Source organism: Dorea sp. OM07-5, assembly GCF_003481355.1.
In the GTDB taxonomy this organism is placed as follows: Bacteria; Bacillota; Clostridia; order Lachnospirales; family Lachnospiraceae; genus Dorea_D; species Dorea_D hominis.
The window spans coordinates 1-12,769 of record NZ_QUKZ01000008.1 but is presented as its reverse complement, the minus strand read 5'-3'; the positions used below and the strand labels follow the sequence as shown (position 1 = coordinate 12,769).

Annotated in this window: 12 protein-coding genes; 11 read left to right on the top strand and 1 reads right to left on the bottom strand. The window is 42.2% G+C overall.

Going from position 1 to position 12,769, the window contains the following annotated elements; translation table 11 throughout:
* Window positions 1-810: a type I methionyl aminopeptidase gene (gene map, locus DXC04_RS09105; RefSeq protein WP_021859870.1), complete on the bottom strand. Its 810-nt coding sequence runs from the start codon at window positions 808-810 to the stop codon at window positions 1-3.
* 173 nt (window positions 811-983) lie between these two features.
* Between map and DXC04_RS09100 the strand changes: the two genes are divergently transcribed.
* The 11 genes from DXC04_RS09100 (at window position 984) to DXC04_RS09050 (ending at window position 12,457) form a co-directional block, all read left to right on the top strand.
* Entirely contained in the window at window positions 984-2,060 is a 1,077-nt protein-coding gene (locus DXC04_RS09100; protein WP_118288324.1) for a 6-phosphofructokinase, read from the top strand.
* 32 nt (window positions 2,061-2,092) lie between these two features.
* Window positions 2,093-3,664, top strand: coding sequence for a DNA polymerase III subunit gamma/tau (dnaX, locus tag DXC04_RS09095; protein ID WP_118660851.1), 1,572 nt, complete (start codon window positions 2,093-2,095; stop codon window positions 3,662-3,664).
* A 242-nt stretch (window positions 3,665-3,906) separates the two neighbouring features.
* The gene (locus DXC04_RS09090) at window positions 3,907-4,260 is read left to right on the top strand and encodes a YbaB/EbfC family nucleoid-associated protein (RefSeq protein ID WP_021859873.1); all 354 of its coding nucleotides are present in this window, start codon (window positions 3,907-3,909) and stop codon (window positions 4,258-4,260) included.
* A 21-nt stretch (window positions 4,261-4,281) separates the two neighbouring features.
* On the top strand, window positions 4,282-4,878 hold the full coding sequence (gene recR / locus DXC04_RS09085; protein ID WP_118288326.1) for a recombination mediator RecR: 597 nt from the start codon (window positions 4,282-4,284) through the stop codon (window positions 4,876-4,878).
* Window positions 4,879-4,952: 74 nt separating this feature from the next.
* Window positions 4,953-6,056: a LacI family DNA-binding transcriptional regulator gene (locus DXC04_RS09080; protein WP_117537884.1), complete on the top strand. Its 1,104-nt coding sequence runs from the start codon at window positions 4,953-4,955 to the stop codon at window positions 6,054-6,056.
* A gap of 427 nt (window positions 6,057-6,483) precedes the next feature.
* Entirely contained in the window at window positions 6,484-7,137 is a 654-nt protein-coding gene (gene fsa / locus DXC04_RS09075) for a fructose-6-phosphate aldolase (protein WP_021859930.1), read from the top strand.
* A 28-nt stretch (window positions 7,138-7,165) separates the two neighbouring features.
* Entirely contained in the window at window positions 7,166-8,002 is an 837-nt protein-coding gene (locus DXC04_RS09070) for a transketolase (protein ID WP_118660849.1), read from the top strand.
* Complete coding sequence (locus tag DXC04_RS09065) at window positions 7,990-8,928, top strand: transketolase family protein (RefSeq protein WP_118288328.1); 939 nt, start codon at window positions 7,990-7,992, stop codon at window positions 8,926-8,928. The genes DXC04_RS09070 and DXC04_RS09065 overlap by 13 nt, the downstream gene beginning before the upstream one ends.
* Window positions 8,929-9,101: 173 nt before the next feature.
* Window positions 9,102-10,217: a LysM peptidoglycan-binding domain-containing protein gene (locus DXC04_RS09060; protein WP_118520506.1), complete on the top strand. Its 1,116-nt coding sequence runs from the start codon at window positions 9,102-9,104 to the stop codon at window positions 10,215-10,217.
* 113 nt (window positions 10,218-10,330) lie between these two features.
* Window positions 10,331-11,521: a DUF5711 family protein gene (locus DXC04_RS09055; RefSeq protein WP_118288330.1), complete on the top strand. Its 1,191-nt coding sequence runs from the start codon at window positions 10,331-10,333 to the stop codon at window positions 11,519-11,521.
* 9 nt (window positions 11,522-11,530) lie between these two features.
* Complete coding sequence (locus tag DXC04_RS09050; protein WP_118660847.1) at window positions 11,531-12,457, top strand: CvpA family protein; 927 nt, start codon at window positions 11,531-11,533, stop codon at window positions 12,455-12,457.
* Window positions 12,458-12,769: the final 312 nt, after the last annotated feature.

The window sequence follows — 12,769 nt, the reverse complement described above, 5'->3', positions numbered from 1 at the left end:
TTACTTTGTCAATACTTCAGCCCCATCTTCTGTGATGAGCACCATATATTCAATTTGGGCAGATAGACCGTCGTCAATGGTAAAAACTGTCCAGCCATTATCTTCGTCTACGAAGAAATCCGGGCTACCTTCGTTGATCATCGGCTCGATTGTAAACATCATACCTGGGACGAGAACCATCTCGCTTCCCTTTGGTGCGACATAGCATACGAAAGGATCTTCGTGGAATTCCAGACCGATTCCGTGTCCACCGATTTCTTCTACGACAGAGTAACCATTCTTCTGTGCATGACGGTTGATCGCAAAAGCGATATCGCCCAAATGTCCCCATGGTTTTGCTTCTTTTAATCCGAGTTCTACACATTCTTTTGTGACACGGACGATCTTTTCTGCTTCCGGGGACACATTTCCAATCGTAAACATACGGGATGCATCAGAAAAATAACCATCTAATATAGTAGAAACATCCACATTGATAATATCGCCTTCTTCCAGAATCTCATTTTCATCCGGGATACCATGGCAGATGACATTGTTGATAGAAGTGCATACACTCTTCGGGAACCCTTCGTAATTTAACGGAGCCGGAATGCCGCCATGTTCGGTTGTAAAATCATAAACCAGCTTATCGATCTCAGCAGTGCTCATGCCTGCATGGATGTGCGCGGCAACGTGGTCTAACACGGCTGTATTAAGATCTGCACTTTTTCGGATCGCAGCAATCTGCTCCGGTGTTTTTAAAAGAGAACGATCCGGTACAATCTGTCCCTTTGCTGCGAGGGACCATAATTTCACATCTAATTTATCCACATTAAATACCTGCTTTCTGTAAAATATTTAGAACTGTATTTTATTATAGCACCTTTTTGGTAATTTGGTATCCTCCATTGCGTAGATGATAAAAATCATGTATAATTTTAAAATGATTGGTTATTTTGCAAATATATACTTTACAAAAGTGTAATTGTGAAAGGATGATGAATATGTTTAGATTAGGTATGCTTACCAGTGGTGGAGATTGTCAGGCGTTAAATGCAGCAATGCGCGGCGTTGTAAAGACACTCTGCGAGAAACGTGATGATGTAGAGATTTATGGATTTCAAGATGGATATAAAGGTTTGATCTATTCAAATTTTAAGATGCTGACAGCAAAGGACTTTTCCGGAATCCTGACAATGGGTGGAACGATCCTGGGAACATCCCGCCAGCCATTCAAATTAATGCGTGTTCCGGATGAGAATGGGCTGGACAAGGTGGAGGCTATGAAACACACGTATCATAAGCTGAACTTGGACTGTCTTGTGATCTTAGGTGGCAATGGCACACATAAGTCTGCAAATATGCTGAGAGAAGAAGGGCTGAATGTAGTCACACTCCCAAAGACGATCGACAATGATCTCTGGGGAACGGATATGACATTTGGTTTCCAGAGTGCGGTAGACATTGCGACGGATACGATCGACCGGATCCATACGACTGCAACATCCCACAGCCGTGTATTTATCGTGGAAGTTATGGGACACAAGGTCGGCTGGGTGACACTTCATGCGGGTATTGCAGGAGGAGCGGATATTATTCTGCTTCCGGAGATCCCTTATGATATTGATGTGATCGCAGAAGCAATCAATAAGAGAGGAAAAGCCGGAAAACATTTCACGATCATTGCGGTTGCAGAAGGTGCGATTTCCAAAGAAGATGCGAAACTTTCCAAGAAGGACCTGAAAGCAAAAAAAGCAAAAGAAAAGTATCCGTCTGTTGCGTACGAACTGGCAGAGAAAGTGCAGAAGAAGACGGATCAGGAAGTCCGTATTACAGTGCCAGGACATACACAGCGAGGAGGTTCTCCGTGCGCATATGACCGTGTGCTTGCAACAAGACTCGGTGCGGCGGCAGCAGAGGCAATTCTGGACAGCGATTTCGGCAATATGCTCGGAGTTAAAAATAACAAGATTGTCCGTATCCCACTGGCAGAGGTGGCTGGTAAATTAAAATACGTGGATCCAGAATCTGAGATCGTGCATGAAGCAAAACTTGCCGGTATCAGTTTTGGTGATGAATAGATAAATGACAGATAAACAGGGAGTGTAAATAAATGTCTTATATGGCATTGTATCGTAAATTCCGGCCGGATGAATTTGAAGATGTTAAAGGTCAGGATGCGATTGTTAAGACTTTAAAAAATCAAATAAAAGCAGACCGTATCGGTCATGCATATCTGTTTTGTGGGACAAGAGGAACCGGTAAAACAACGGTTGCCAAAATATTTGCAAAAGCAGTAAACTGCGAACATCCGGTAGACGGAAGTCCATGCGGAGAATGTAGTATGTGCAAGGCAATCAGTGCCGGCAATTCCATGAATGTAATCGAGATTGATGCGGCATCGAACAACGGTGTGGATAATATCCGTGAGATCCGTGAGGAAGTTGCTTACAGACCAACTGAAGGACGCTACAAAGTTTATATTATCGACGAGGTGCATATGCTTTCGATCGGCGCTTTCAATGCACTTTTGAAAACGCTGGAAGAACCGCCGGAGTATGTTATTTTTATTTTGGCGACAACAGAAGCGCATAAGATACCGATTACGATTTTAAGCCGTTGCCAGCGGTATGATTTTAAGCGGATTTCCATAGATACGATTGCCGGACGGCTCCGGGAGTTGATCAATAAGGAAGGCTGGGACGTGGAAGACAAAGCAGTGCGGTATCTGGCGCGGATGGCAGATGGTTCTATGCGAGATTCCTTAAGTCTCCTGGATCAGTGTGCGGCTTTTTACATTGGAGAGAAGCTGACATATGACCATGTGCTGGAGGTGCTTGGTGCTGTCGATACCGAGGTATTCAGCAAGCTTCTGCGCAGACTGCTGGACATGGATGTGCATGCAGTGATCGAGACAGTGGAAGAACTGACGATGCAGGGCCGCGAGCTGTCGCAGCTTGCAGCTGATTTCACATGGTATTTGAGAAATCTGTTACTTGTGCGCTGTTCAGATGACATGGAAGATGTGCTGGATGTTTCTACGGAGAATCTTGCACGTCTGAAGGAAGAAGCGCAGATGATCGATAACGATACACTGATCCGTTATATCCGTGTATTTTCTGATCTTACGAATCAGTTAAAATTTGCAACACAGAAGCGAGTGTTGCTGGAAGTTGCGCTGATCAAGTTATGCAAACCGGCGATGGAGACGAGTCAGGATGCACTTTTGGACCGCATCCGCGCCGTGGAAAAACGTCTGGATGAAGGCGTGGTAGTTGCAAATGCGCCGGTAGCAGCTTACCAGATGTCGGCATCGGATACTTCTGCAGCACAGGAGAAGAAGCCAGAGCTTCCGAAAGCACTGAATGAAGATGTGAAAGCGGTTGCTGCAGATTTTCGGATGATCGCCAATGATGCATCCCCGATGCTGCGTAACTTTCTTAAGCGGGCAAGGCTCAGCGCAGGTGAAGGCAACCGGCTTATGATTGTACTTCCGGATGAAATGAGTGCAGATATGGTTGGCTCGGATGCACATAAAGCAGAGATAAAAGAGCTTATTTCAGAGAAGATTGGCAAAGATGTCGAGATCGATGTACGGCATGTAGAAGAAGGACATAGGTTTGAAGACCAGTTTGTGGATATTGAAAGCCTGATACACATGGACATAACAGTTGAGGACGAATGATACTTAAATATCAGGTTTTAGGTTTTTTTATTAACTTGAACTTGTTTATGAGTGGATGAAAGATTTTGAAAACTGCCCAGTATATGTATAAAAGTGGGATTGAGATTCTACGACATATAAATGGTGGGGAAAAGTGTGAGAATGCGGAATACGGAACCGCTCGCAGATATTATAATTAGAATTACATACAACAGATAGACTGATAATTACAAATTTTATTACAAAACAGGAGGATTTTAATCATGGCAAAAAGAGGTGGATTCCCAGGCGGCGGAATGCCGGGAAATATGGCAAATCTGATGAAGCAGGCACAGAAGATGCAACGTCAGATGGAAGAACAGGCAAAAGAGATGGAAACAAAAGAATTTACAGCAACAGCAGGTGGCGGAGCTGTGGAGGCAACAGTTTCCGGCTCCAAAAAAATTGTGAAACTGAAACTGGATGAAGAAGCAGTAGATCCGGATGACGTGGAGATGCTTGAAGACCTGATCGTTGCGGCTGTCAATGAAGCACTTGAGAAAGTAGATGCAGAGTCTGCTTCTGCAATGTCCAAATTTACAGGTGGAATGGGCGGCGGAATGCCGGGATTATTCTAATACGGGAATGGTGAGCAGAAGATGGATTACTACAGTAACCAGATAAGCAAACTGATCGAAGCTTTATCCTGTCTGCCTGGAATTGGTACGAAGTCGGCGGCAAGGCTTGCATTTCACTTGATCCATATGCCAAAGGAAGATGTACAGAAACTGGCAGATACAATGGTAGAAGCAAGACAGAATGTCAGATATTGCGCAGAATGCTGCACACTGACCGATCAGGAACTCTGTCCAATCTGCAGCAATAGAAACAGGGATCATAAGACGATCATGGTTGTGGAAAATACAAGAGATTTGGCAGCTTATGAAAAGACGGGAAAATACAACGGGGTTTATCATGTCCTGCATGGAGCGATTTCACCAATGCTTGGTATCGGTCCGGAAGATATTAAACTGAAAGAGCTGATCAAACGACTGGAAGGCGATGTGGAAGAAGTGATCATCGCGACCAATTCCAGCCTGGAAGGTGAGACAACAGCGATGTATATCAGCAAATTGATCAAACCGATCGGCGTGAAAGTCAGCCGGATCGCCAGTGGTGTTCCGGTAGGCGGAGATCTGGAATATATTGATGAAGTGACATTGCTCCGAGCGCTGGAAGGCAGAACGGAATTATAAAGTAAAAGGGGACGGGGATTTTCTAGAAAAGCCCCGTCCCCTTTTAAAGAGTGTGGAAGGATGTGTGGAAAACTATGGGAAAACGTAAAGTGACATCTATGGATATCGCAAAAGCTGCCGGAGTGTCGCAGTCGACCGTTTCAATGGTATTAAATAAAAAATATAATGTGTCTTTTTCAAAAGAGACTGTGGAAAAAGTTGAGCGTGTGGCGAAAGAATTGGGATATGTTCCGCAGAAACGTAAACACCGCAAAGAAAGTAAGAAAGAAAAACTTCTGGTTGTATTTTGCTCCAATCTTACAAATCCATACTATGTAATGCTTCTGCAGGGGATTGAATCGCGAGCGAAAGAGCAGGGATTCGGACTGTTTGTCTGCAATACGCAGCGTGATTTGCATATGGAAGAACGATATCTGAAAATGATGTGGGAATTAAAGCCACTTGGCATTATTTATACATGTAATCCGAGTCATTGTTTTATGGAACTGGTAGAAGAATTGTCAAGATCGATTCCGGTTGCAATCATCAATAACCAGAATGAACGGCTGAATGTAGATGCTGTGGAACTGGATAATTCCAAACTGGGACGCATGATGGCAGAACATCTCCTTGAACTGGGACACCGGAAGGTGGCATATGTGGCGCCGCCATTGACGACCAGGCAGAAACAGCGGTCAAAACGTGTGGAAGGTTTTCTGAATGGATTTGCGGAAAAAGGTCTGAAAGACCAGGTCATCATCAAAGCGGCGAGAGAAGAAATTGATCTGGATGTGGCACATATTGATTCGGAGTATAAGATTGGTTACGAGTTGACACGTGAGCTCCTGAAAGAATCGCCGGAAGTGACGGCTATTGTTGGCCTGAACGATATGATCGCCTTTGGCATTCTCGATGCACTGCACGAAGCGAAACTTAAAGTGCCGGGAGATATGTCTGTGATGGGATGCGATAATACATTATTTGCCCGGATGCACAAAGTAGATCTTACGACTATTGAACATTTTGTAATATTCAAAGGAAGGGATGCATGCGATATTATTATGAAGAAAATCGCATCTCACAATACGAAATATTCGGACATTGAGCCAATCAGTACCTATCATGTCGAATATGAACCGCAACTGATCGTGCGCGGAACAACATCTTACCCACGGGAAATAAAACGCAGGCGCAGGTAGGTGCTACATATAGAAATAAAGAGTGGGAACGGATAAATCTTACATACAGAAATAAAGAACAAGAATAAGTGAGCTTTGTGTGTGGGAATAAGGCAGGGAGTTGGATGAAATCTGCATGCAGAATTATGGATAAAAATAAATTACAGATGGAAAATTAATATATTTTCGAAAATTATTATTAATAATATGGCATCGACAAAGCAGCATGGCATGAAAACAACAGAAAATAAAAGAATATCGAAAAAATATCGTAACAATTTTACAAGGAATTAAAAAATGTTAACTAATATAACGTATTTATTAATAGAGAAAATTATTAATAAAAAAATGAACTATTGACCAAATGTCGCATGATAGGATATAATTTTATCATGTGAACATAAGGATCTGTGAAGAGATTCACGAATGATTAAAGGAGGAATAAAAAATGAAATTTTTCATTGACACAGCGAACGTTGACGACATCAGAAAGGCTAATGACATGGGAGTTATCTGTGGAGTAACAACAAACCCATCTCTGATCGCTAAAGAAGGAAAAGTATTTGAAGAGGTAATCGCAGAGATCGCATCTATCGTGGATGGACCGATCAGTGGTGAAGTAAAAGCTACAACTGTTGATGCTGAAGGCATGATCAAAGAGGGAAGAGAAATCGCTAAGATTCATCCGAACATGGTAGTTAAGATCCCTATGACAGTAGAAGGATTAAAAGCTTGTAAAGTACTTTCTTCAGAGGGAATTAAGACAAATGTTACATTAATCTTCTCTGCTAACCAGGCACTTCTGGCTGCAAGAGCAGGAGCAACATATGTATCTCCATTCCTTGGACGTCTGGATGACATTTCTGTAAGAGGAACTGACCTGATCACAGAGATCGCTCAGATCTTCGAAGTTGCAGGAATCGACACAGAGATCATTGCAGCAAGTGTACGTCACCCAATGCATGTAACAGACTGCGCATTAGCAGGAGCTGATATTGCAACTGTACCATACAAAGTTATCGAGCAGATGACAAAACATCCATTAACAGACGCAGGAATCGCGAAATTCCAGGCTGACTACAAAGCTGTATTTGGAGAATAGAGAGCATTTTCATATTAGGAGGAACACCATGAACAAATTAGAATTAATGAAGATGGCGAACGAAGTTCGTAAAGGTGCCATCACAGCAGTTCACAGTGCCAAATCCGGACATCCGGGCGGATCACTGTCAGCAGCTGACATTTATACATATCTTTATTTTGAAGAGATGAATGTAGATTCAAAAGATCCTAAGAAAGCAGATCGTGACCGTTTTGTACTGTCCAAAGGACATACAGCACCAGGTTACTATGCGACACTTGCCAACAAAGGCTTTTTCCCGGTTGAAGATCTGACTACACTTCGTAAAGTGGGATCTTACCTGCAGGGACATCCGGATATGAAACACATTCCGGGAGTTGATATGTCAAGTGGTTCTCTTGGGCAGGGGATTTCAGCAGCAGTTGGTATGGCAATTTCTGCAAAATTAAATGATGCATCTTACAGAGTATACACTCTGCTTGGAGATGGTGAGATCCAGGAAGGACAGGTATGGGAAGCTGCTATGTTAGCAGGTCACAGAAAACTGGACAACCTTGTAGTAATTGTAGATAACAATAACCTTCAGATCGACGGAACTGTAGAAGAAGTAAACTCTCCATATCCGATCGACAAGAAGTTTGAAGCATTTAACTTCCATGTAATCAATATCGACGGACATGATTTCGATGCAATCGATGCTGCATTCAAAGAAGCAAGAGAAATAAAAGGACAGCCAACAGCAATCATTGCCAAGACTGTGAAAGGTAAAGGAGTTTCCTTTATGGAGAATCAGGTATCATGGCACGGATCTGCTCCGAACGATGAGCAGTATGCAGTTGCTATGGCAGATTTAGAGAAAGTAGGTGAAGCATTATGTCAGAAGTAAAGAAGATCGCAACAAGAGAAAGCTACGGTAATGCTTTAGTTGAATTAGGTAAAAAACATGACAATGTTGTAGTTTTGGATGCAGACCTTGCAGCAGCTACAAAGACAGGAATCTTCAAGAAAGCATTCCCAGAGCGTCATATTGACTGCGGTATCGCAGAGAGCAATATGATTGGTGTGGCAGCAGGACTTGCTACAACAGGAATGGTTCCATTTGCAAGTTCTTTTGCAATGTTCGCAGCAGGACGTGCATTTGAGCAGGTTCGTAATTCGGTCGGATATCCGAAGTTAAATGTTAAGATCGGAGCAACTCATGCAGGTATTTCTGTAGGAGAAGACGGAGCAACACATCAGTGTAACGAAGATATTGCTCTGATGAGAACAATTCCGGGAATGGTTGTTATCAACCCAGCTGATGATGTTGAAGCAAAAGCAGCAGTAGAAGCAGCTTACGAACATGTAGGACCTGTTTATCTTCGTTTCGGAAGACTTGCTGTTCCGGTAATCAATGACAATCCGGATTACAAATTCGAGCTTGGAAAAGCTGTAACATTAAGAGAAGGAACTGATGTTACAATTATCGCATCAGGACTGACTGTTTCTGAGTCACTTGTAGCAGCAGAGAAGCTTGCAGCAGACGGAATCAGTGCAGAAGTAATCAACATGCACACGATCAAACCGTTAGACGAAAAAGCAGTTATCAAAGCAGCAGCTAAGACGGGCAAGATCGTAACAGCAGAAGAGCACTCTGTTATCGGAGGACTCGGAAGTGCAGTATGCGACGTTGTTGCTGAGAAAGCACCTGCAAAAGTTCTGAAGATTGGTGTAAATGATACATATGGAGAGTCTGGACCGGCTGTAGAACTGATTAAGAAATACGGACTGGATGCAGACAGCATTTACGAAAAAGTAAAAGCATTTGTATAAGAAAAAATATGACCTAAAAGGGGACGGGGATTTTCTAGAAAATCCCCGTCCCCTTTTTACATTTATTCACATCCTGTCGAAAACTTTATCCACTTTATCCCCATCGTATGCTAAAATCTGCAAAAATCCCGTGCTACCATATACAAAAATTTCATAAATGAGGTGAGGAGTATATGGAAAGACAATTTCCAAAAAATGTAAGGCAAATCGGGAACGTCAGTGACGAACCAAAAATCTACATGGAGGACTATGTAGATACGTATCTGAATCAATTGCGGATGAAAGCAATTGATTCGCCGATAGCAGCTCTGCTCACAGGGGAGATTGTGGAGCAGGAAGGACAGGCAGTTGTATACATATCAGGAGCGCTGCAGATTGAAGCGGTCGAAGTTGCAGGGACAGAGATTCGGATGGATGAAGAGATATGGAAACGGACGCAGGAGGAGCGGGAGACGCATTTCCCCGAACAGGAAGCAGTCGGCTGGTGTATGATCGAGACTGGTCATCCGATGGGACTGAATCAGGGGGTGGGAGAGCTCCATAAGAAATTATTTGAAAAGGAAAATACCGTTTTCGTATGGCGTGATGCACTGGAAACGGATGAAATTTTTTATGCGTGCAAATATGGTGAGCTGATGCAGATGGGCGGACATTATATTTATTATGAAAGAAATCCGACGATGCAAAGTTATATGATCCGGACGAGAAAAGAAAACGGCGTGACACCCAGTGAGCTGGTTGAGGATCGAGCTGCAAAGAATTTTCGTAGTACAGTAAGAAACAAAAAGAATTATCGGGAACAGAGGCAGTCATCCAGATTTAGCTATGCGATGAGTGTATCTCTGGTAGTTGTTGTGCTTGCAATCGGAATCTCAACCATGAATAATGTGGACAAGATGCGCTCGGTACAGAAATCCCTGGACATGCTGTCCATGTCGATCGGCAAAACCGAAGAGACAAATGGAACTGTAAAAGAAGCTGAAAATAATAAAGAAGATAAACAAAATCAGAAAAATAAAACGGAAGAAAAAACCGTGGATAATAAAGCGGATAGTAAGGGAACCGAAAATCGAAAAAAAACAGAAAATGAACAGCAGAAGACAGAACAGTCAACAGCCACAGGAAAACAGGCGCAGGAAGATTATTATACTGTACAGCGCGGCGATACACTGGACAAGATCAGCCTGAAACTGTATGGAACAGCAAATCATGTAGAAGCCATCTGTAAGATGAATGGTCTGACAGACGGAAATCTGATTTATATAGGACAAAAACTTTTGCTTCCATAATATTTTAAATAAGAAAAGCAAAGCCGGAACTGTGAAGTGACAAGTTTTGGCTTTGCGTCTGTTTCTGGGATGTGCTATACTGGTCACAAAATCAAAACAAAGGGGATAAAAACGTGCAAAGTAAAAATAGAAAATTCCGGGTTGTAGATGAGAACCATTCTCCAGATCCGAGAATCCCGAATGTAAAGCGCAAAAGAGTGTGGAAAAAGAGTACACTTCTGTTCGCGGGAGGACTGCTACTTTTGGTGCTGGTGATTTTCGGGATTATTTATTTTAGAACATACACTTCTGTCCGCGTATCTGAAACTTATGCGCTCAGCGGAGCAGCGAACAGCAGTTATAAAACATTTGCGAAAGGGGTATTAAAATACAGCCGTGACGGTGTAGCCTATGTAAATGAAAAAGGGGAAGAGCAGTGGAACCAGTCCTGCCAGTTAAAGACACCGATCGTAAAAGTCATGGGAGACTGTGCCGCAATTGCGGATGAAGGTGGAAATGATATTTTTATATTTGATAAAAATGGCGAAAAAGGAGAAGTGCACACGACCCTTCCTATTGAAAAGATCGCCGTATCAGGGCAGGGAATCGTAAGCGCAATTGTAAAGAATGAATCCGCTCCGGAGATTGTCTGCTATGATACTGCCGGTAATCTGCTTGTAGAACATCAGGCATCACTTGGCGGAACCGGCTATCCGCTGGATGTTTCCATGTCAGAGGATGGAGAAGTCATGCAGGCAGTTTATATGCAGGTACAGGGAGGAAAACTTATTTCCAAAGTAGCATACTACAATTTTGGAACGGCAGGAGAAAATGTAAAAGATCACGAAGTTGCGAAAAAAGAATATAAGGACAGCGTGTTGGCTGATGGATTTTATATGAAAGGCAATGTATCCGCTGTTGCAGGTGACAACTGTCTGACATTTTTTGATGGCAAAGAGACACCAAAAGAAGTTACAACCGTAACGATCAATAAACAGATCCAGAGCATCTCCCATAATGAAAAATATGTTGGTATGCTGCTTAAAAACACAGGAAAAGATGGATACGAGCTTCGCTTGTACAACACTTCCGGTAAAAAAGTGCTTTCCAAAGAAATAAAAGAAAATTACCGGAACATCAGAATCTGCGGAAATCAGGTGATTCTTTTCGATGGCAAAAAATGCAGTATTTATTTAAAAAATGGAATACATAAATTTGAAGGCACGATGGATGATAGTATATTGGAAATTGTTCCTGTATTTGGGGTAAATAAATATATTGTGCTGGATGTAAATGGAATGGACAACATACGACTTGTCAGATAAGGAGAGTATATGGACTGGATGGTAATGGCAATAGGAGCAATCTTTCTGATTGGATTTGTAGTTGGTATATATAAAGGTGCGGTGAAAATAGCAGTGTCGCTGGCAGCAACCGTTTTTACGCTTATCGTTGTAGTGATCGCGACTCCGTTTGTAGCAGATAAGATCGCAGAACTGACACCGGCAGACGAGATGATCAAGAGCCAGGTAGTAAAAGCAATGGCAGGAGCGGCAACTTCAGCTGTAACCGGTGATTCTGAAGGAGATAATTCCGGCATGACAGCTGAGAATGTCAGGAAAGTATTGAAGGCGGCAGGGATTACTGAAGAAATGCTGAAACAGCACGGTGTTACAATAGATGATATTGTAAATGGAAAGATTACGAGTGAAGATTTGAAAAAATACGGAATTTCTTCCAGTGTTCTGGATGGACTTAACCAAAAGGACAGTTCTTCTGTGGAAGAAGCGATTAAAAACGCAGATATTCCAAAAGACCTGCAAAATAAAGCGATTGAAATGGCAAAATTGCCGCAAGTGTTTAAAACGATGTTAAATGACAATAATAATGATAGTGTATATAAAGACCTGGGGGTAAAAACCTTCGCAGAATATGTTGGCGAATTCCTTGCACAGCTCATTATACACATGGTAGCGTTTCTTTGTACATTCCTGCTGGTTACAATTCTTGTGCGGGCAGTTGTATTTGCATTAGATATAGTAGCAAACCTTCCTGTGCTTGGCTTCTTTAACCGGCTTGGTGGAGGAGTAGTGGGGCTTTTGATTGCACTGATCATTATATGGTTCCTGTTTATTATAGTTACATTAATGTATGTAACTTCTGTTGGAAGAGAAATGTATCAGACGATACAAAGCAATGCAATATTGAAAATAATATATGATTATAATCCGTTATTAAAACTTGCAATGAACTTCCGGTAGACAGGGCACTCATGAGTAGTTTTCTGTCGCATCCTGCCGGTTTTGCATACGGTTCAAATGAGATGCAGAAATTTCTGAAAATAATGAAAAATTTATTGACAATAAGATCTGAATGTGATAATATAGATAAGCTGTCGCAAGAGAGCAGGATAACTCAGAAATGAGTTGCAAAAAAGATTAAAATAATTATTGACAAAGAGTTGGAATTATGATAATCTATTATAGCTGTCGCGTGAGACACACCTGAGAAGCGTAAATGTCACACGGAAGGCAACAAAGAAAAATAAAAAAGTTGTTGACAAACGACATGAG